Annotated in this window: 13 protein-coding genes and 2 pseudogenes; all 15 read left to right on the top strand. The window is 63.9% G+C overall.

The features are described from left to right. The first annotated feature begins 222 nt into the window (after nucleotides 1–222). A pseudogene (locus XpopCFBP1817_RS03180) lies at nucleotides 223–1569 on the top strand (hemolysin family protein). A 36-nt stretch (nucleotides 1570–1605) separates the two neighbouring features. Next, nucleotides 1606–2973, top strand: coding sequence for an adenylosuccinate lyase (gene purB / locus XpopCFBP1817_RS03175; protein ID WP_128415954.1), 1368 nt, complete (start codon nucleotides 1606–1608; stop codon nucleotides 2971–2973). Between the two features lie 37 nt (nucleotides 2974–3010). Continuing rightward, nucleotides 3011–3454: a hypothetical protein gene (locus XpopCFBP1817_RS03170; RefSeq protein ID WP_128415953.1), complete on the top strand. Its 444-nt coding sequence runs from the start codon at nucleotides 3011–3013 to the stop codon at nucleotides 3452–3454. Between the two features lie 254 nt (nucleotides 3455–3708). Then, a complete protein-coding gene (locus XpopCFBP1817_RS03165; protein ID WP_128415952.1) occupies nucleotides 3709–5232 on the top strand; it encodes a ribosomal protein uL16 3-hydroxylase in 1524 nt (507 codons plus the stop codon). Further along, complete coding sequence (locus tag XpopCFBP1817_RS03160; protein WP_128415951.1) at nucleotides 5229–6161, top strand: GNAT family N-acetyltransferase; 933 nt, start codon at nucleotides 5229–5231, stop codon at nucleotides 6159–6161. The genes XpopCFBP1817_RS03165 and XpopCFBP1817_RS03160 overlap by 4 nt, the downstream gene beginning before the upstream one ends. 181 nt (nucleotides 6162–6342) lie before the next feature. Continuing rightward, complete coding sequence (locus XpopCFBP1817_RS03155; protein WP_128415950.1) at nucleotides 6343–9171, top strand: 2-oxoglutarate dehydrogenase E1 component; 2829 nt, start codon at nucleotides 6343–6345, stop codon at nucleotides 9169–9171. Nucleotides 9172–9213: 42 nt separating this feature from the next. Beyond that, the gene (gene sucB, locus XpopCFBP1817_RS03150) at nucleotides 9214–10383 is read left to right on the top strand and encodes a dihydrolipoyllysine-residue succinyltransferase (RefSeq protein WP_128415949.1); all 1170 of its coding nucleotides are present in this window, start codon (nucleotides 9214–9216) and stop codon (nucleotides 10381–10383) included. A 260-nt stretch (nucleotides 10384–10643) separates the two neighbouring features. Next, nucleotides 10644–12080, top strand: a complete 1437-nt coding sequence (gene lpdA, locus XpopCFBP1817_RS03145; RefSeq protein WP_128415948.1) for a dihydrolipoyl dehydrogenase — start codon at nucleotides 10644–10646, stop codon at nucleotides 12078–12080. A gap of 147 nt (nucleotides 12081–12227) precedes the next feature. Next, complete coding sequence (locus tag XpopCFBP1817_RS03140) at nucleotides 12228–12821, top strand: LOG family protein (protein ID WP_128415947.1); 594 nt, start codon at nucleotides 12228–12230, stop codon at nucleotides 12819–12821. Nucleotides 12822–12938: 117 nt separating this feature from the next. Then, nucleotides 12939–13541, top strand: a pseudogene (locus XpopCFBP1817_RS03135) (IMPACT family protein). Continuing rightward, nucleotides 13538–15307 (top strand): ABC transporter transmembrane domain-containing protein, encoded by a 1770-nt coding sequence (locus XpopCFBP1817_RS03130; protein ID WP_128415946.1) that lies wholly within the window; start codon nucleotides 13538–13540, stop codon nucleotides 15305–15307. Before XpopCFBP1817_RS03135 ends, XpopCFBP1817_RS03130 begins: the two are co-directional and overlap by 4 nt. A 118-nt stretch (nucleotides 15308–15425) precedes the next feature. Further along, nucleotides 15426–16325, top strand: a complete 900-nt coding sequence (locus XpopCFBP1817_RS03125) for a hydrogen peroxide-inducible genes activator (protein ID WP_128415945.1) — start codon at nucleotides 15426–15428, stop codon at nucleotides 16323–16325. An 88-nt stretch (nucleotides 16326–16413) separates the two neighbouring features. Then, nucleotides 16414–18102: an ATP-binding cassette domain-containing protein gene (locus XpopCFBP1817_RS03120; RefSeq protein ID WP_128415944.1), complete on the top strand. Its 1689-nt coding sequence runs from the start codon at nucleotides 16414–16416 to the stop codon at nucleotides 18100–18102. Next, the gene (locus XpopCFBP1817_RS03115) at nucleotides 18086–19171 is read left to right on the top strand and encodes an efflux RND transporter periplasmic adaptor subunit (protein ID WP_128415943.1); all 1086 of its coding nucleotides are present in this window, start codon (nucleotides 18086–18088) and stop codon (nucleotides 19169–19171) included. The genes XpopCFBP1817_RS03120 and XpopCFBP1817_RS03115 overlap by 17 nt, the downstream gene beginning before the upstream one ends. Next, on the top strand, nucleotides 19168–20571 hold the full coding sequence (locus XpopCFBP1817_RS03110; RefSeq protein ID WP_128415942.1) for a TolC family protein: 1404 nt from the start codon (nucleotides 19168–19170) through the stop codon (nucleotides 20569–20571). Before XpopCFBP1817_RS03115 ends, XpopCFBP1817_RS03110 begins: the two co-directional genes overlap by 4 nt. The last annotated feature ends 229 nt before the right edge of the window (nucleotides 20572–20800 follow it).

Below are 20800 nucleotides of genomic sequence, written 5' to 3'. Positions count from 1 at the left end.
CTGGTAGGGGGCGTGCCCACGCTGGCGAGGCTGCCTACGATACTCGCTCGCGGCGTTGCGACCGTGTCGTCGGAGACTGTGGGCTATACTGCCCATTGATCAATACGAGGTACCAAGCCGCCGTGGGCGACGACCCTGACTGTAGAAACGCATCACGTGCCTCTTTTTTTGCACACCGCACCACCGCGCGCGCGCAGCAGCTGATGCGTAGACCTACCGCCGATGCACACCAGCGAGGCGCACGCTATGCTCGGTAACGTGCTGATGCTGTTCGTCGCATTACTGCTGGTGCTGTTGAATGGCTTCTTCGTTTCCGCCGAGTTCGCGCTGGTAAAGTTGCGCCACACGCAAGCAGTGGGCCTGGCGCAGCACAACGGATGGCGCGGGCGTTTGCTGCTCGGGGTGCATGCACATCTGGATGCGTATCTGTCGGCATGCCAGCTTGGTATTACCCTGGCCTCACTCGGATTGGGCTGGGTCGGTAAACCTGCGTTTGCGCATCTGCTGCAGCCGGTGTTCGACGTGCTCGGCCTCTCGCCGGAAGCTGCGCAATTCACTGCATTAGCAATTGCTTTCAGCCTGATTTCGTTTCTGCACATCGTGCTGGGCGAATTGGCGCCCAAGACCATGGCTATTCACCGTCCGGAGTTGATGTCGCTGTGGACCGCCACGCCGCTCTACGTATTTTATTGGGTCATGTATCCGGCGATCTGGGTGCTCAACAACAGCGCCAACCGGTTGCTGTGCGTGCTGGGCTGGGGCGATGTGGAACACCAATCGCATCGCTATTCGCGCGAAGAACTGATGCTGATCGTCGGCCGCAAGGATCCCAACGCGGCCACGCCCGATCACGAGCTGGCCTTGATGAGCCACGCGATGGAATTTCCCGACCTGGTCGCGGCGATCTCATGCGCCCACGCGAGCACATGCGCAGCCTGCGCGAGGGAATGACGATGGAAACCGTGTTGGCCGAATTCAGCGAATCGCGCTACAGCCGCTACCCGTGGTTTAACGCCGATGGCGAGCAGGTATTGGGTATCCTGCATACCAAGGATCTGCTGGTGGCGATGGCGCGCGGCCAGGACCTGGACGATCTGCGCCCGCTGCTGCGCCCGGCCACGTTGCTGACCCTGGAAACCCCGATTCCCAGCGCGCTGGAAGAGTTCCGCACCGGCACCACGCATCTGGCGCTGTGCGTGGAGGACGAAGGCCGCATCCTGGGCTTCTTCACCCTGGAGGACCTGCTGGAAGTAGTGGTCGGCGAGATCGAGGACGCGCACCGCCACGTGGTGCGCGACGCCCCGATCCGCAGCCAGGACGGCTCGCTGCTGGTGGCAGGCAGCACCTCGATCTTCCGCCTGGAACGCCTGCTCGGCCGCGATCTGAGCGCCCCCGGACCACGTCAATTCGGTCGGCGGCCTGATCGTGCACAGGCTGCAGCGGCTGCCCGAAGAAGGCGAAACCCTGCAGCTGGACGGCCACGACCTGACATTGCGGCGCATGGCCGGGCACCGGATCCAGGCGGTCACGGTCCGACCGATGGGCGAAGCCGGCGCCGGGGCGGCGTAGAATACCCACCCCCGCCAGCCTCCCAGTGCCCTGCCTATGTCGGATTCCGCCCTGCTCGCCCTGTCCCCGCTCGACGGCCGCTACGCCTCCAAGGTGGATGCGCTGCGCCCGATCTTTTCCGAATACGGCCTGATCAAGGCACGGGTCAAGGTCGAAATCGAATGGCTGCTGGCACTGGCCGCCGAGCCGGGCATCGCCGAACTGGCGCCGTTCTCGGCCGCCGCCGCGCAGACCTTGCGCCGGCTGGCCGACGACTTCAGCGTGGCCCACGCCGCGCGGGTCAAGCAGATCGAGCGCACCACCAACCACGACGTCAAGGCGGTGGAGTACTTCATCAAGGAACAGCTCAAGGACGATGCGGAGCTGGCCCCGGCGCTGGAATTTGTGCATTTCGCCTGCACCAGCGAGGACATCAACAACCTCAGTTACGGGCTGATGCTGGAACAGGCACGCCGCGAGGTGCTGCTGCCGTCGCTGGATGGCATCACCGCCACGCTGCGCACGCTCGCCCATGCCCAGGCCGGCCAGCCCATGCTCTCGCGCACGCATGGCCAGACCGCCTCTCCCACCACGCTGGGCAAGGAAATCGCCAACGTGGTCGCGCGGCTGGAGCGCCAGCGCAAGCAGATCGCCGCGGTCGAACTGACCGGCAAGATCAATGGTGCAGTCGGCAATTACAACGCGCACCTGGTATCGTATCCGGACCTGGACTGGGCCGCGTTCGCGCAGCGTTTCGTCGAAAGCCTGGGCCTGGTGTTCAACCCCTATACCACTCAGATCGAGCCGCACGACAACGTGGCCGAAATCGGTGATGCCAGCCGCCGCGTCAACACCATCCTGATCGACCTGTCGCGCGATATCTGGGGCTACATTTCGCTGGGCTACTTCAAGCAGAAGCTCAAGGAAGGCGAAGTCGGCTCTTCGACCATGCCGCACAAGGTCAACCCGATTGACTTCGAAAATGCAGAGGGCAATTTCGGCATCGCCAATGCACTGTTCGAGCACTTTTCCGCCAAGTTGCCGATCAGCCGCTGGCAGCGCGACCTCACCGATTCCACCGTGTTACGCGCGCTCGGCACCGCGTTCGGCCATACCCAGGTCGCGCTGGATTCACTGGTCAAGGGTTTGGGCAAGCTCACCATCAATCCGGAGCGCTTAAACGCCGATCTGGACGCTGCCTGGGAAGTGCTGGCAGAAGCCGTGCAGACCGTGATGCGTCGCCACGGCCTGCCCAATCCTTACGAGCAGCTCAAGGCACTGACCCGCGGCCAGGGCATCACCGCCGCATCGATGCAGGCATTTGTGGAAAGCCTGCAGTTGCCGGAAGAAGACAAACAGCGTCTGCGTGCGCTGACCCCGGGCGCCTACACCGGTCTGGCCGAGCAGCTGGCGCGCGCGATCTAACAATCTGCACCCAACCCACCGGCATCACGACGTTAGCATGGACGGCACCACCCAGTTCGCCAGCAGTGGCGAGCGGCCGACACTGATGGTCACCTCGACCAGCGGCACGGTCAGCTGCGACGGGCATCACCTCGACCTGACCGGCAACAACGCCCATCTGATCTTCAAGGGCGCCTGCGGCACGATCGCCGTACTGGGCGATCATGCGATCGTCCAGATCGAGCGCGCCGAAGTGGCGCGCATCGTTGGCGACGCTGCCGAGGTCACCCTGGCTGGCGATGCCAAGACCATCGAACTGTTCAGCCGCAAGTCCACGCTCAAGGCCGGACGCATCGACACGCTGCTGGTGCCTGGTGACGACAATCAGGCGCAGGCGATCGCTGCGGCCACAGTGCACGGCCGCGACAACCCCATCACCCAGCAGTCCGGCACCGCAGTAGTCAATGATGACGGCAGCGACAACCAGCTCTCCACCCGCTAAAAACGGCTAACAGAACGACTGCGCTCAGTGCCAGACCGGCGCTCGCTCCATGTTGTTAGCCACTCTAAGCCGCTGACGCCCGCTACCAACCAGCGCGACCAGCGCATACCCGGCAATACCTTGGGTAGCAGAGACACTTGCACTGAAACCTTACTGCGACATCCGCCAGCAAGGCATCGCGCAGCGGGCTGGGCGACAATAGGCAACTTCGCCGGCCGCACAGCACCGGCTTTTCCAGTAGGACCCGCCACACGATGAACAAGACCGCCGCAAAAAAGACAGTCGCCAGAAAAGGCGCGCCGCTGCCTTTCGAGATCCATGCCACCCGCGACCAGCCGCTGGGGATGCCGGTCGAGCGCTTCCTGCGCAACTACTGGCACAAACACCCGCTGCTGATCCGTAACGCGTTCCCAGACTTCCAATCGCCGCTGCAGCCGGAAGATCTGGCCGGCCTGGCCTGCGAAGACGGCGTGCTGGCGCGACTGATCAGCCACGACCGCGCCACCGACGACTGGAACGTGCGTACTGGCCCGTTTCAGGAAACCGACTTCCCCGGCCTGCCCAATCACGACTGGACCCTGCTGGTGCAGGATGTGGACAAGTGGGACGCCGACGTGCGCGCGTTGCTGGAGCAGTTCCGCTTCCTGCCGCGCTGGCGCCTGGACGACATCATGATCAGCTTCGCCGCTACCGGCGGTTCGGTCGGCGCGCATGTCGACCATTACGACGTGTTCCTGCTGCAGGGCCAGGGCCACCGCCGCTGGCAGATCGACGCGCGCGCACAACAGGGCCGCAAGGCCGCGCCGCTGGCGTTCCGCGACGATGTCGAGCTCAAGCTGCTCAGCACGTTCAAGCCCACCCACGACTGGGTGCTGGGCCCGGGCGACATGCTGTATCTGCCGCCGCTGGTGCCGCATCACGGCGTGGCCGAAGACGCTTGCCTGACCTTCTCCATCGGCACCCGCGCGCCGTCCTCGGCCGAGCTGATCGGCGACTATCTCGACACCTTGATCGCCGATGCCGACGAAGCCGTGCGTTATCACGACGAAGACCTGAAAGTGCCGGCCGACCCTTACGAGATCGACGTCACCGCGATGAACCGCGTAGTCGAAGCGCTCAACGCGCTGCGCATCAACGACCCTGATCGCCTGGGCGACTGGTTCGGCCGCTTCATGACCACCTACCGCGCCTCCGGCAACGTGGTGCCTGCGCCTGAGCGCATTCCGCGCGAGGCGCTCGAGCAGGCGCTGGAAGAAGGTGTGTTGCTGCATCGCCATCCGTGGTCGCGGCTGGCATGGCGGCGTGCCAAGCGCGGCGCCACGCTGTTTTGCAGCGGCCTGGGATTTGCGTTGTCGGCCAAGGACGCCGCGCGCCTGTCCGCCGCCGAAGAAATCGACGGCGCGCTGTATGCGCAGTTGTCGGTTCGCGGCCGCGAAGTGGTGCTGGAACTGCTGGCGCAGGGCCATTACCAGCGCGCCCGTGACGAAGCGGACGACGACTTCGAAGACATCGACGACGACCAGGCACACGTACTGAGCCTGTCGGCCGACCGTGACGATGCCGACGTCGAGGCCAACACGCAGGATGCGGACGATGAGATCGACGCCGAGGCAGACGTCGAGAAGGTCGCAGACGCCGCGGACGGCCCGGCCGAAGCGGGTGACGCCGAGCAAGACGAAGACGCCGATCAGAACGACGATCGCGACGATCGCGACGACGAGGCATCGGACGCTGGCGACGACGCCGGCGACACCGACGCATCTCCCAAGCGCGCATGAACCACCACGCCAGGCCGCAGACCGTCTCGCTGGATCAGGCGCTCGACGCCGCGGCCCTGCGTGCGCTACGCCTGGCGTGCACCACCGGCACTGTTGGCACCACCCGCGATGCCGCATGGGACGCACTGGATCCCATCAGCCTGCAGTTGGCCATGCGCACCGACGACGGCCAGCTGATCGCCGCGGTGCGGCTCACACCCGACCGTCGCATCGACAGGCTCGGCGTGCTCCACGACTGGCGTCGCCGTGGCATTGCCGACCAATTGCTTACAGCCGCAGTGGACAACGCCCGCCAACGCGGCTGGCCTAGCCTGAGCGCACGCGTCAACTCACATGCGCAGGCTGTGTTCGCACGCCTCGGCTTTCTGCCCGAAGCATCCCCTGAATTTCATCCTGATCGCGCCCTCGATACGAGTGGCGCACCAGCCATTGCCCTGTATCGCCGCCTTGACGGCCCGATGGCAGTCGAGAATCTGAGCGCAGCCCTGGCCGCCACCACCGGCCTGCTGTGCGCCGCACGCCGGCAAGTGTTGATCTACACGCGCGCACTGGATCCGCCACTGTTCGACAACGCGGCGGCACTCGATGCGCTGCGTCGCTTCGCCACCGCCCGTCACGACAAACGCGTGCATGTGCTGGTGCAGGGCACCGCAAGCGCCAACGCCAGTGGCAGCGCGATGTTGCGGCTGGCCCAGCGTCTGCCCAGCGTGTTTCGCTTCCGCGCGGTCAGCGACCCGGTCGATAGCAGCTATGCATCGGCCTATGTGGTGGGCGATGACGCCTACTACTTTCGTCCAACAGGCCATCGCTTCGACGACGGCGAAACCTGGCTGTCGGGCGCCGCGCGCAGTCGCCAGCTGGAGCGGGAATTCGCGCAGATATGGGAGCGCAGCGGACTTTGGAGCGAACCGCGCGCGCTCGGCATCTGATGGCGCAGCGTCCTTCGCACGTAGGTGCGAGGTCGGTCGACCTACCCGTCCGATCAGCTCGCAGACGCCCCCTCACTAGCGCAAGGGGGTATAATTTTGTGAGCTTTGATACCGCCCGATCGGGCATCTCGCCCCGCCGCCTCCGCACAATCATCCCTCACAGCAGACCCGACTTACCATCGTGGATAATCTCCTAAAGCAGTTCGCAGAGTCATCGCAGCTCGCCGGCGGCAACGCCGCCTACATTGAGGATCTGTACGAGCAGTACCTCGTCGCCCCGGACAGTCTCGATCCGAAGTGGAAGAGCTATTTCGACGACTTCAAAGGTCGCGATGCCGGGGATGTGCCGCACTCGGCCGCCATCGCCCACATCATCACTGCCTCCAAGCAGGCAGCCAATGCCGGGAACGGCGCCGGTGCCAATGACGAGCGCGAGCGCAACGTCGGTCGCCTGATCACCGCCTACCGTGCGCGTGGTCACCTCGGTGCGCAGCTCGACCCGCTCGGCCTCACCCCCCCAGTCAATCCGCCCGATCTGGACCTGCCGTTCCATAGCCTGTCGCAGGCGGATATGGACAGCGAATTCAGCACCGGCGGTGTCGGTGGTCAGCCGAGGATGAAGCTGAAGGACCTGCTGACCCGCCTGAAGGCGACCTACGCCAGCACCATCGGCGCAGAGTTCATGCACATCCAGGAATTCGACCAACGCCAGTGGATCTACAAGCGCCTGGAAGATGCCGGCGGCAAGATCGCAGGCGACGCTTCCAGCCGCAAGCGCACGCTGGAGCGGCTCACCGCCGCCGAAGGCCTGGAGCGCTACCTGCACACTAAGTACGTCGGTCAGAAGCGCTTCTCGCTGGAAGGCGGCGATGCGTTGATTCCGATGATGGACGAGATCATTCGCCAGTCCGGCAACGATCAGGTGAAGGACATCGTGATCGGCATGGCCCACCGCGGCCGCCTCAATGTGCTGGTCAATACGCTGGGCAAGAATCCGCGCAAGCTGTTCGACGAGTTCGAAGGCAAGTTCGAGCATGCCCACGACGACCGCGCGCACACTGGCGACGTCAAGTACCACATGGGCTTTTCGGCCGACATCGCCGTCGGTAGCGACAAGCAGGTGCATCTGGCGCTGGCGTTCAACCCATCGCACCTGGAAATCGTCGACCCGGTCGTGGTAGGCAGCGTGCGCTCGCGTCAGGAACGCTTCGGCGATGCAGAGCGCAAGACAGTGCTGCCGATCCTGATCCATGGCGATGCCGCATTCGCCGGCCAGGGCGTGGTGATGGAGTTGTTCCAGATGTCGCAGGCGCGCGGTTTCGCCGTCGGCGGCACCGTGCACATCGTCATCAACAACCAGATCGGCTTCACCACCAGTGCCCGCGACGACGCCCGTTCCACGCTGTACTGCACGGACGTCGCCAAGATGATCGGCGCGCCGGTGTTCCATGTGAACGGTGACGACCCGGACGCGGTGATGTTCGTGTCCAAGCTGGCCTACGAATTCCGCCAGCAGTTCAAGAAGGACGTGGTCATCGACCTGGTCTGCTACCGCCGTTGGGGCCATAACGAGGCCGACGAACCGGCAGCGACCCAGCCGGTGATGTACCAGACCATCCGCAAGCACAAGACCACTCGCGAGCTGTACGCCAACACGCTGGAAAGCGATGGCGTGCTGAGCGCCGACGAAGCCAAGGCGCTGGTCGACGGCTACCGCAACAAGCTCGATTCGGGCGAGTACACAACCGAATTGGCCACGCGCAAGCCGGACGAATTCGCCATCGACTGGTCGAAGTATCTGGTCGGCACCGCTGCCGACCCGGTCGATACGCGCGTCAAGCGCGAGCAACTGGACCGCCTGGCCAAGCTGATCACCACGATTCCGGAAGGCGTGGAGCTGCATGCACGCGTGGCCAAGATCTACGACGACCGCGTCAAAATGGCCTCCGGCCAGCAGGCCGGCGACTGGGGCTTTGCCGAAAACCTGGCTTATGCAACGCTGCTGGCAGAAGGACACAAGCTGCGTCTGGTCGGCCAGGATGCCGGCCGCGGCACGTTCTTCCACCGTCACGCAATCCTGCATGACCAGAAGAGCGACAGCTATTACATGCCGCTGCGCCAGCTGGTGGAAAACCCCGAACACGCCACCGTGATCGACTCCCTGCTCAGCGAAGAAGCGGTGATGGGCTTCGAATACGGCTATTCCACCACCGACCCGAACGCGTTGTGCGTCTGGGAAGCGCAGTTCGGCGACTTCGCCAACGGCGCGCAGGTGGTGATCGATCAGTTCATCGCCGCCGGTGAAGCCAAGTGGGGCCGCATCGCGGGCCTGTCGCTGTTCCTGCCGCACGGCTACGAAGGCCAGGGCCCGGAGCACAGCTCCGCGCGTCTGGAGCGCTTCCTGCAGCTGTGCGCGCTGGAGAACATGCTGGTATGCGTGCCGACCACCCCGGCGCAGTGCTTCCACATGATCCGTCGTCAGATGCGCATGACCACCCGCAAGCCGCTGGTGGTGATGACGCCCAAGTCGCTGCTGCGCCACAAGCTGGCGGTGTCGAGCCTGGAAGAACTGGCCGAGGGCGAGTTCCAGCACCTGATTCCAGATGCCAAGGCCGACCCCGGCAAGATCAAGCGCGTGGTGCTGTGCTCGGGCAAGGTCTATTACGACCTGTTTGAAGACCAGATCAAGCGTGGCCAGGACGACGTCGCCATCCTGCGCGTGGAGCAGCTGTATCCGTTCCCGCGTGCGCAGCTGGCGTCCGAGCTCAAGGCCTATGCCAACGCCACCGACGTGGTGTGGTGTCAGGAAGAGCCGCAGAACCAGGGTGCCTGGTACCAGATCCGCCACCACCTCAACTTCTGCCTGACCAGCGGCCAGAGCCTGCATTACGCCGGCCGTGTCCGTTCGCCCTCGCCTGCCGCCGGCCACATGGCCGACCACATCGTCGAACAGCAGAAGCTGGTCGCCGATGCGCTCCTCAATCCGTTCAACGACCAAGTCGCTGAATAACTCCTCTTCCCCAAAGAATGCAAACCCTAGGACGCTCCCCGAATGGCCACCGAAGTCAAAGTTCCGGTACTGCCCGAATCCGTTTCCGACGCCACCATCGCCAGCTGGCACAAGAAGGCTGGTGAAGCAGTCAAGCGCGACGAGAATCTGGTCGACCTGGAAACCGACAAGGTCGTGTTGGAAGTTCCTTCGCCCGTCGACGGCGTGCTGAAGGAAATCAAGTTCGAAGCCGGCAGCACGGTCACCAGCAACCAGATCCTGGCGATCATCGAAGAAGGCGCTGTGGCTGTGGCTGTGGCTGCGCCGGCCGACGGGAAGAAGGCTGACGCACCGGCGCCTGCAGCTGCCTCGAAGTCGGCTGGCGATGCGCTGCCCCCGGGTGCACGTTTTTCTGCGATCACCCAGGGCGTGGATCCGGCCCAAGTCGAGGGCACCGGCCGTCGCGGCGCGGTGACCAAGGAAGACATCGTCAACTTTGCCAAAGCCGGCGGCGTGGGCAAGGCGTCCGGGGCCCGTCCGGAAGAGCGCGTGCCGATGACCCGCGTGCGCAAGACCATCGCCAAGCGCCTGATGGAGTCGAAGAACTCCACCGCGATGCTGACCACCTTCAATGAGGTCAATCTCGCCAAGGTGTCGGCTGCGCGCAAGGAACTGCAGGACGAATTCCAGAAGGCCCACGGCATCAAGCTCGGTTTCATGAGTTTTTTCGTCAAGGCCACCGCCAACGCGTTGCAGCGCTTCCCGCTTGTCAACGCCTCAATCGACGGCGAAGACGTGATCTATCACGGTTACAGCGACATCTCGATCGCCGTATCGACCGAGAGGGGCCTGGTCACGCCGGTGCTGCGGAATGTGGAGCGCCAGTCGTTCGCCGAGATCGAGCAGGGCATCGCCGATTACGCCAAGAAGGCGCGCGACGGCAAGCTGGGCCTGGACGACCTGCAGGGGGGCACCTTCACCATCACCAACGGCGGCACCTTCGGCTCGCTGCTGTCCACCCCGATCATCAACCCGCCGCAGAGCGCCATCCTTGGCATCCACGTGATCAAGGAACGTCCGATCGCCGAAAACGGCCAGGTCGTGATCGCCCCGATGATGTATCTGGCGCTGTCGTATGACCACCGCATCGTCGACGGCAAGGACTCGGTGCAGTTCCTGGTGGACATCAAGAATCAGCTGGAAAACCCGGGCCGGATGTTGTTCGGTCTGTAAGCCTCAAAGCTCCTCTCCCGTCGGGAGAGGGGTGGGGGTCGCCAGGCAACCGTGTCCGGCTCAACAATGATGAACGAGCCGCCGCGAGCCACGAAGGCGAACCATCGGCTGTTCACTTACTCCATTTCGCAGTGGCTCGCTTTAAATCGGGAATACCGGACAGGCGACCACAGCGCACTCTCATCCGTCGCTACGCGCCACCTTCTTCCCCCAAGGACACGTTGTCCCGTAGGAAAAGGGAAAGGCAAAGGACTTTAGAAATGGCTGAAAACTACGACGTCGTCGTCATCGGTGCCGGTCCGGCCGGTTATCACGCCGCCATCCGCGCGGCCCAACTGGGCATGAAGGTCGCCTGCATCGACGCGGCCATCGGCAAGGACGGCAAGCCTGCTCTGGGCGGTACCTGCCTGCGCGTGGGCTGCATTCCGTCCAAGGCGCTGCTGGATTCCTCTCGCCAGTTCTGGAACATGGGCCACTTGTTCGGCGACCACGGCATCAGCTTCAACGACGCAAAGATGGACGTGCCCACCATGATCGGCCGAAAGGACAAGATCGTGAAGCAGTTCACCGGTGGCATCGCGATGCTGTTCAAGGCGAACAAGATCACCCCTTACTACGGCTTCGGCCAGCTGCTGCCGGGCAATATTGTCAAGGTCGCCCAGCATGAAGGCGGCGAGATCGAGCTGAAAGGCACCAACGTGATCCTGGCAGCAGGCTCGGAGGCGATCGAGCTGCCGTTCGCCAAGTTCGAAGGCGACACCATTGTAGACAACGTCGGCGGCCTTGATTTCACTTCAGTGCCTAAGCGTCTGGCAGTAATCGGTGCCGGTGTGATCGGCCTAGAGCTGGGCAGCGTGTGGAAGCGTCTGGGCGCCGAGGTCACCATCCTCGAAGCGCTGCCGGACTTCCTGGCACTGGCCGACGCCGAAGTCGCCAAGACCGCATTGAAGGAATTCAAGAAGCAGGGTCTGGACATCAAGCTCGGCGCCAAGGTCAGCAAGATCGAGATCACCGGCAGCGGCGATGCCAAGCAGGTGGTGGTCAGCTACACCGACGCGGCCGGCGAGCAGACCCTCACCGTTGACAAGTTGCTGGTGGCGGTGGGCCGCAAGGCGGCGACCAAGAACCTGCTGGCCGACGGCACCGGCGTCAAGATAAGCGAGCGTGGCCAGATTGAAGTAGACGCGCATTGCCACACTGGTGTGGATGGCGTGTGGGCGGTCGGCGACTGCGTGCGCGGCCCGATGCTGGCGCACAAGGGCTTCGAGGAAGGCATCGCGGTCGCCGAGTTGATCGCCGGCCTGCCCGGCCACGTCAACTTCGACACCATTCCGTGGGTCATCTATACCGAGCCGGAGATTGCCTGGGTCGGCAAGACCGAGCAGCAGTTGAAGGCCGAAGGCGTCGCCTACAAGGCCGGCAGCTTCCCGTTCGCGGCGATCGGCCGCGCGGTAGCCATGGGCGAGCCGGCCGGCTTCGTCAAGGTCATCGCCGATGCCGAAACCGACCGCGTGCTGGGCATGCACCTGGTCGGCGTGGGCGTCTCCGAGCTGGTGCACGAAGGTGTGCTGACAATGGAGTTCAACGGCTCGGCCGACGATCTGGCCCGCATCTGCCATGCGCATCCGACGCTGTCCGAAGCGATTCACGATGCCGCGATGGCGGTGAGCAAGCGGGCGATCCACAAGGCGAATTAAGCCGGGAATCGGGAGGGGGGAATCGGGACTTGTAGAAGCGTTCCTATCACTTCACTCCTCATGCTGACGCCGGACCTAGGTCCGGCGTCATGCATTCCGGCTTCTGCGTTTGCTTTGACCCATTCCCAACTCCCGATTCCCGTTCTCATGAAATCCATTTGCGTCTACTGCGGTTCCAATGCAGGCAACAAACCCGCGTATGCCGAGCGCGCCACTGCGCTAGGTAAGCGCATCGCCGAGCAAGCCTTGCGGCTGGTCTATGGCGGCGGCAACGTTGGGTTGATGGGCACCGTCGCCAATGCGGTGCTGGCGGCAGGTGGCGAAGTCACCGGGGTGATTCCGCAGCAGTTGGCCGATTGGGAAGTGGCGCATCGCGGGCTGACCACGTTGGAAATCGTTGGCTCCATGCATGAGCGCAAGATGCGCATGTTCGAGCTCTCCGATGCCTTCGTCGCCCTGCCTGGCGGCTTCGGCACCATGGAGGAGATCTTCGAGATGCTGACCTGGCGTCAGCTCGGCATCGGCAACAAGCCATGTGCGTTCCTGGATATCGAAGGCTTTTACGCACCGCTGATCGGCATGATCGATCGCATGGTGGAAGAGCGCTTCCTGCATCCGGACCAGCGCACCGACCTGTGGTACGGCAACGATATCGAACAGATGCTAGCGTGGATGCAGCACTACACGCCGGCGCAGGCGTCTAAGTGGATCGACGAGAAGCGCCGCTCTACACTGGTGTAATCGACTGCTTTGATCGGGTTGCACGAGGTGTGTTGTGCAGTGCATGTGCCCGCAAGCTGCCAGCTTGCAACCGTAGTCACACTGGCCGCAGCGATTGGCATCACCGGCTCGCATAGAATGGCGACGATGCTCGATACCCTCGCCGCTGACGCGCACCACAGCCTGGACATCAAGCACAGTCGCTTTTTGGCCAACGCTGCTGCATTGGACCCTCCCGCGCACGCGCGGGAGATCTCGCAGCGCGTGTCTGTTGCAGATGCCACCTATAACTGCTAGGCGTACCGGTTCGGGCAGGAGTACCGCTCCAGCGACGAGGGCGAGCCCAGCGGCACCGCCGAGCGGCCGATCCTGACCGCCATCGATGGCCAGGGCTACGACCGCGTGGTGGTCGTTGTCACGCGCTGGTACGGCGGTATCAAGCTCGGCGCTGGCGGCTTGGTCCGTGCCTACGGTGGCGCAGCGGCCGAATGCATGCGGCTGGCGACACGACAGCTATTGGTTGCGTTATCGCTGCTCGAACTGCAGTGTCAGTTCGCTGACCTGGGCCTGGTGCATGCTGCACTGAGCGCTTTGCACGCCGACAAGCTGGATGAACATTTCGACGCCAATGGCGCCGCGCTACGTGTGCAATTGCCTGCAGATCAATTGGCTGGCTTGAAAACGCACCTGTGCGACGCCACTCGCAACCGTGTCGACCTCTCAACACCGGAAGCCGCATGAACCAGCCAGCCGCCGCTCGCTCCAACCCATTGCGGAAGCTCGGCAGCCTGCGCACCTTGTGGCCGTTCGTGCAACGCCAGCGCGGGTTGTTTGCCGCCTGGCTGATCGCACTGGCCATTTCCTCGGCCGCCACGTTGAGCCTGCCAGCGGCAGTCAAGCAGATGATCGACCACGGCTTCTCCGGCGGTTCGCAGATCGATCAGGCATTCGCGCTGTTGTTTGCAGTGGCCGTGGTGCTGGCGTTGGCTACGGCCGCGCGCTTCTATTTCGTCGCATTGCTGGGCGAAAAAGTCGTCGCCGATCTGCGCGGCCGGTTGTATGCGCATCTGATCGCGCTGGATGCCGGCTTTCATGATCGCAGCCGCAGCGGCGAGCTGGTGTCGCGCCTGTCGGCCGACAGCGAACTGCTGCGCGGGGTGATCGGCACGACCATGTCAGTGGCGTTGCGCAGCTCGGTCACGGTGATCGGCAGCATGGTGATGCTGTTCGTCACCAGCCCGCGGCTGGCCGGCTTCACGCTGATCGGCATTCCGTTGGCGGTGTTGCCGATCGTGCTGGGCGCACGCCGCCTGCAGAAGATCTCGCGCGTAAGCCAGGATCGTGTGGCCGACGCCAATACGCTTGCCGCCGAAACGCTGGGCGCGGTGCGCACCGTGCAGGCACATTCGCGCGAAGGCTACGAAAGCCACCGTTTCAGCCAGGCCTTGTTGGCGGCAATCGAAACCGCGCGGCTGCGCATTCGTACCCAGGCTACCGTCACTGCGGTGGCGATCATGCTGATCTTCGGTGCGATCGTCGGGGTGTTGTGGCTGGGCGCGCACGATGTGATCGGCGGGCGCATGACGCCCGGTACGCTGGGACAGTTCGTCTTGTACGCATTGATCGGCGGTGGTTCGGTCGGCGCACTGGCCGAGGTCTGGAACGAATTGCAGCGCGCTGCCGGCGGCATGAGCCGGGTGGGCGAATTGCTCGACGAGCAGCCGGCGATCGTCGCGCCGGCCATGCCGCAGCCATTGCCGCAACCGCTGCGCGGTGCGATCCATTTCGATCAAGTCGTATTTCATTATCCGCAGCGCCCAGATGCGCCTGCCCTGGATCACTTCGATCTGCATGTGCATCCGGGCGAAACCGTTGCGCTGGTCGGTCCTTCCGGCGCCGGCAAGAGCACGGTTCTGTCGATGCTGCTACGTTTCCACGACCCGGTCAGCGGCAAGCTGCGCATCGACGATGTGGACCTGCGCGACACCGACCCGGTGCTGCTGCGCGAACGCATTGCCTTGGTGCCGCAGCAACCCACGCTGTTTGCCGCCAGTGCCGCTGACAACATTCGCTATGGGCGCCTGGAAGCGAGCGATGCGCAAGTGGAAGCCGCTGCCGCTGCCGCCGAAGCCGATGGTTTCCTGCGCGCCCTGCCACGGGGCTACGCCAGCGAACTCGGCGAACGCGGTGCGCGCTTGTCCGGCGGCCAGCAGCAACGTGTCGCGATCGCGCGCGCATTGCTCAAGGACGCGCCGATCCTGCTGCTGGACGAGGCCACCAGCGCGCTTGACGCACAGAGCGAACGCGCAGTGCAGCAGGCGCTGGACCGGCTGATGGAAGGACGCACAACGCTGGTCATCGCGCATCGCCTGGCCACCGTGCTCAAGGCCGACCGCATCGTGGTGATGGATGCCGGCCGCATCGTCGCGCAGGGCACGCACGCGCAATTGATCGCCGAAGGCGGCCTGTATGCTGAACTGGCGCGCCTGCAATTCATCGATCAATGACGCCTGGATGACACCTGTTGCCTGAGTAACCTGGCTGTACGTTTCGCTCACCGGCGCCTTGCCGGTGGTGCGCTCCGAGCACTCCTGAAGTAACGCTGTGACGGTAACGAAGTGACGCATGCCCCGCCCTAGAACCACCATCCGCCAGCTCAGTTATTTCGTCGCCCTCGCCGATACCGGAAGCTTCACCCGCGCCGCCGAAAAGATGGGCGTGTCGCAACCCTCGCTGTCGCAGCAGATTCGTGCCTTCGAAACCATCGTCGGTGCAGCGCTGTTCGAACGCGGCGTACCGGCCATTCTGACGCCGCTGGGGCGCGATCTGCTAGACCGCGCGCGCAGCATCGTGCTCGACATCAGCGACCTGGAAGAGCTGCGCGCCACTTCGGCCGACACGCTGATCGGCACCATCCGGCTCGGTGTGTCGCCCACGCTGGGCGGGTATCTGATGCCGAGCCTGGTCGCGCGCCTGCACCGCGAGCACCCGGCGCTGCGCGTGCATGTGCGCGAAGGCTTGCCGACGATGCTCGCCGCAGGCCTAGCCAGCGGCGTGCACGATCTGATCCTTGCGCAATTGCCGGTAGCCGGGCGCGGCCTGCACAGCGAGCGGCTGTTCCGCGAACCGCTGCACTTGACCATGGCCGCCGATCACCCATTGCGTGCCAAAACGTTCATTACGCCAGCCGATCTGCGCGGCGCCAACCTGCTGACCTTGATGCCCGAGTACCGCCTGGCCGAACAGGTCGCAGCGATCGCCGTGGACGTCGGCGCCAATGTCTTGCGCGATTACGAAGGCACCAGCCTGGATGCGATCCGTCAAATGGCCGGCATGGGTATGGGGTTTGCACTGCTCCCAGACCTGTATGTGCGCCAGGAAATCCGCGAGGGCGACGATGTCGTCGTTCGGCCGATCAAAGGCGGACGCTACTATAGAGAGATCGGGCTGCTGTGGCGGCAGGGTGCAGGACGCGCGCCGGCCTTCGCTTTGATCGCCAACATACTGCGTGCGGTGGCCGCATAGGAAAATCCTATGCGTCGAATAAGCGCTTTGGCCTTGTTCGTTATCCGCAACTCATTAATGCTTCATCGAACTCATCAACGGAAATCGAATGGCTGGTAAACAGATCGGATGGCGGGAAGCGGGAGCCTGGCTGGCGGAGATTGTCGGGCCTGACATGCCCTATGTGCGTTTGACCATGGTGTACGGCGTGGCGATCAGCCTGCTGTCGCTGGCCACACCGATCTCGGTTCAGTTGCTGATCAACAGCGTCGCCAACACTGCGCTGCCTGCGCCGCTGTGGACGCTGTCGGGCCTGCTGCTGGGCCTGCTGATGTTAGTTGCCGGCCTGAGCGCGATACGGGTGTGGATCATGGCGCTGTTCGAGCGCCGGCTGTTTGCGCGCGTGGTGTCTGAGATCACGGTGCGCGCAGTGCATGCGCAAAATCCTTTCTTCGCCGATCAAAACCGCGGCGACATGTTCAATCGCTACTTCGATCTGGTGGTAGTGCAGAAAGCGGTGCCGAGCCTGGCGATCGGCGCCTTCACCATCGTGCTGCAGTCGGCGGTCGGGCTGATACTCACCAGTTTCTACCACCCATTTTTCCTCGGCTTCAACGCATTGTTGCTACTTGTCATCTTCGGCATCTGGATGATCTGGTCGCGTGGCTCGATCCGCACCGCGATCGATCTGAGCCATGCCAAGCACGAGGCCGCACGCTGGCTGGAAAGTGTCGGCGGCTCGAACGGTTTCTATAAATCCAGCCGCCATCTCAATTTCGCGATGGACCGCTCCGAGGCAGTCACCGCTGCGTATGTCGATCGGCATCAGCGCCATTTCCGCTACAGCTTCAATCAGACGGTTGCGTTTCTGCTGGTCTACGCGGTTGCCAGCGCGGCATTGCTGGCGCTGGGTGGCAACCTGATCCTGCGCGGCGAGCTGTCGATCGGCCAGCTGGTCGCCGCCGAACTTATCCTCAACGCGGTCTTCTACGGCATCTCGCAACTCGGTGGATATCTGGACGCCTTTTACGATCTGGTGGCGAGCTCCGAAGAGCTGTCGCTGCTGTTTGCAATTCCGCAGGAACGCGCTGTCGTCGCACGTGGCAAAACGCCCGGAAACAGCGCGGTGCGCCTGGATGGTGTGGTGATCGACGGCGCACGTTTCGACTTTTCGCTGGCCGCAGGCGAGCAGCTGGTGACGATTGCCGATAGTGATGCGGAGCGGCTGCTGGCGATGATCCTGAAGCGCCACGTGGTGCCCGACCGCGGGCTGGTGATGGTGGGCGGCGCAGACATGGCCACCTTCGACATGTATCTGCTGCGCTCGGAAGTGACGGTGCTGGACAGACCGACGATTATCGAAGTCACCATTCGCGAATATCTGGCGCTGGCATCGGCCGATGTGAGCTCCGAAGCGATGCTGCAAGCGATCGATGCGGTGGGGTTACACGGCCGCATCGCCGCGCTTCCGCACGGTCTTGATACGCGGCTTGCCGCGTCCGGTTACCCGCTGTGGATCGGCGAAGTGATGGCGCTGAAGCTGGCCAATGCGCTGCTGGTGCGCCCGCGCGTGCTGATGCTGTCGCAGTTGTACGATTTGATTCCCGCCGATCGTCTAGTCGACGTATTGCGTCGCCTGAAAGAGGCCGACACCACGGTGCTGCTGTGCACCGCCAGGCCGGAAGACATCTCCCTGGATGGCTGGTTCCATCTGCAGCCCGAGCAGCAGCAGCGCTTTGTCACGCGCGCCGAATTGATCGCATCGACGCAGGAGGCAAACGATGCAGCACGCTCCTGATCGCCACGCGCACTTCCCCACCCTGGCTGCAATGCGCCCGCCCAGCATCGCCAAGGCGCTGGCATGGATGCTGTGGATCGGTATTGCCATTGCCGGCGCGATTCTCGCGCTGGCGCCGTGGGTGCAGACCGCCAGCGGCAAGGGCCATGTGGTGGCGCTGGATCCGGGCGACCGCCAGCAACAGGTCACCGCCTTCGTGCCCGGCCGCGTCGAGCGCTGGTATGTGCACGACGGCCAGCATGTATCGCGCGGCGATCCGATCGCACGCGTCGGCGACCTGGATCCGGATTTGCTCACTCGGCTGGCCAGCGAACGTGCCCAGGTGCAGGCGGAAATCGCTGCCATCCAGCAATCGCGCGCGGTTGCCAGCATCGACGTGGCGCGTAGCAAGCAATTGCTCGCCGAAGGCCTGGCCGGCCGCCGCGACTTTGAGCTGACCCAGATCAAGGTCGCCGAAGCCGACGCCAAGCTGGCCGAATCGCGCGCCAAGCTGACCCGCATCGACATCCAGTTGAACCGCCAGTCAGCGCAGCTGGTGCGTGCACCGCGCGACGGCCGCGTGCAGCAACTCAACGCGGCTAGTGGTAGCGCGATGGTCTCGCCTGGCACGGTGCTGGCGGTGATCTCACCGGAGCGGGTGGAGCGCGCTGTGGAGCTGTATATCAACGGCCGCGACGTGCCGCTGATCCGCCCCGGCCGTCCGGTACGGCTGGAATTCGAAGGCTGGCCGGCGATCCAGTTCAGCGGCTGGCCGTCGGTGGCGCATGGCATGTTCGATGGCCGCGTGCGCGCGATCGACCCCAATGCCACGCCCGATGGCTTGTTACGCATCCTGGTCGAACCGCAGCCGGGCAAGCCGGCCTGGCCGGCGCAGGAATTCGCCCGTCAGGGCGGCAAGGTGCGCGGCTGGGTGCAGGGCGAAACGGTGAAGGTGGGCTACGAATTGTGGCGGCAGCTCAATAACTTCCCGTTGGAATTCGGCCGGCGCCCGGCAACGGCGACGCAGGACGAAGGCAAGGCCAAACCGGCAGCGTCCAAGGCCGAAGACGACGCGACGGGCAAGAAATGATTCGCCGTCTTGTCGTGCTGCTGATCGCACTCGCGCCGGGCGTGACCACTGCCCAAACCATGCCACTGACCCTAGACGAAGTGCTGCAGTCCTCGGCCCGCTCCGCGCCGCAGATTGTCGAATCGCTGGCCAAGGTCCATCAGGCCGAAGGCAAAAGCATATCGGCCGATGGCGCGTTCGACACCGTGTTCGATATCGACGCCCGCTCACGCGAAGCTGGCTACTACGACGGCAGCGCGATCGAAAGCACCGCCAAGCGACCGTTCGATAACAACGGCGGCTATTACTACGGGGGTTATCGCTCGTCGCGTGGCGCATTTCCGGTCTACGAAGACAAGTCCTACACCGACCGCGGCGGCGAAGTGAAAGTGGGCGCGCTGTATGCGCTGCTGCGCGACCGCGTGGTCGACGAGCGCCGTACCCGCCGCAGCGTTGCCAGTGCCGATATCAATGTCGCCCAGTACGAAGCGGAGATGGTGGCCATTGGCGTGCAACGCCGCGCGGTGGACGCATATCAGAGCTGGGTTGCAGCTGGCCTGAAACTGCGCGCGTATAACGATCTACTGCAATTGGCCGAGCAACGCCGCAACGCGATTTCCCGGCAGGTGACGCTGGGCGCGCGGCCCACCATCCTGCTGACCGAAAACGACCAGAACCTGGTACGTCGACGCGCGCTGGTAGTGCGCTCGGAACAGGAGTTCGCCAACGCGGCAAATGCGCTGTCGCTGTATCTGCGCGACAAGGTCGGCATGCCGTTGATCGTTTCCACTGAGCGCCTTCCAGCCGATACGTCCGCGTTGGAAGGTCTGGCCGGCGCCAGCAAGATCACTGCGCCGGTAGAGCGCCCGGATTACCGCGCGGTGCTGACCCGCATCGACCAAGCGACCGCGCGGCTGATGCTGGCGCAGAACGATCTGAAACCGCGCCTGGATGTGAGCCTCGAAGTCAGCAAGGATCTGGGTGCACCAGGTGTGGGTGGCCCGAACCGCTCACCGACCGATGCCATCATCGGCTTCCGTTTCAGCGTGCCGCTGGAAAACCGCTCCGCCAAGGGCCGCGTTGCCGAAGCACGCGCCGAGATCGAAGCGCTGGATCAACGCAGCCGTTTTTTGCGCGACCAGATCTCGGTGGAGGTCGAGTCGGTCGTCATCTCGCTCAACGCAGCCGAGCGTCTAGCAAAGATCGCCGGCGAAGAGCGCAGCCTGGCCGACCGTCTTGCGGCAGCAGAACGGCGCCGCTTCGAGTTGGGATCGGGCGATTTCTTCCTGGTTAATCAGCGCGAAGAAACCGCCAACGACGCGCGCGTGCGCCTGATCGATGCGCAGGCGCGCATTGCGTCGGCCCGCGCGGAATTGGCAGCGGCAACGGCGGATCGGGAGGCGTTGAAGTTGAGTCGCTGAGTGTCTGGGTGCGGGGTCGCCGCGCAGCGGATGCGTGAAAAGCAAGCGCTTCTTCACCAATGGTGGCGAGTTAAGGCTTTCGACGTCCTGAGATGATGCTGGTCATTTTTTGACCATCCATGCTGCAGCCGTTGCAGCGCAATGGCCGCACACAGTTATCCACCTGTTTGTGCAAATTTCATCCACACCTTGTGTTGATGAAATGGATGTCGTGTCAGCTCGACATTGC

It is taken from the genome of Xanthomonas populi (assembly GCF_002940065.1).
Taxonomy (GTDB): domain Bacteria; phylum Pseudomonadota; class Gammaproteobacteria; order Xanthomonadales; family Xanthomonadaceae; genus Xanthomonas; species Xanthomonas populi.
This window is presented reverse-complemented; position numbering and strand designations above follow the sequence as displayed.

Coding starts and splice junctions, on each gene's coding strand:
- purB (WP_128415954.1), top strand. CDS start 1,606: ATGTCGGATTCCGCCCTGCTCGCCCTGTCCCCGCTCGACGGCCGCTAC.
- XpopCFBP1817_RS03170 (WP_128415953.1), top strand. CDS start 3,011: ATGGACGGCACCACCCAGTTCGCCAGCAGTGGCGAGCGGCCGACACTG.
- XpopCFBP1817_RS03165 (WP_128415952.1), top strand. CDS start 3,709: ATGAACAAGACCGCCGCAAAAAAGACAGTCGCCAGAAAAGGCGCGCCG.
- XpopCFBP1817_RS03160 (WP_128415951.1), top strand. CDS start 5,229: ATGAACCACCACGCCAGGCCGCAGACCGTCTCGCTGGATCAGGCGCTC.
- sucB (WP_128415949.1), top strand. CDS start 9,214: ATGGCCACCGAAGTCAAAGTTCCGGTACTGCCCGAATCCGTTTCCGAC.
- lpdA (WP_128415948.1), top strand. CDS start 10,644: ATGGCTGAAAACTACGACGTCGTCGTCATCGGTGCCGGTCCGGCCGGT.
- XpopCFBP1817_RS03140 (WP_128415947.1), top strand. CDS start 12,228: ATGAAATCCATTTGCGTCTACTGCGGTTCCAATGCAGGCAACAAACCC.
- XpopCFBP1817_RS03130 (WP_128415946.1), top strand. CDS start 13,538: ATGAACCAGCCAGCCGCCGCTCGCTCCAACCCATTGCGGAAGCTCGGC.
- XpopCFBP1817_RS03125 (WP_128415945.1), top strand. CDS start 15,426: ATGCCCCGCCCTAGAACCACCATCCGCCAGCTCAGTTATTTCGTCGCC.
- XpopCFBP1817_RS03120 (WP_128415944.1), top strand. CDS start 16,414: ATGGCTGGTAAACAGATCGGATGGCGGGAAGCGGGAGCCTGGCTGGCG.
- XpopCFBP1817_RS03115 (WP_128415943.1), top strand. CDS start 18,086: ATGCAGCACGCTCCTGATCGCCACGCGCACTTCCCCACCCTGGCTGCA.
- XpopCFBP1817_RS03110 (WP_128415942.1), top strand. CDS start 19,168: ATGATTCGCCGTCTTGTCGTGCTGCTGATCGCACTCGCGCCGGGCGTG.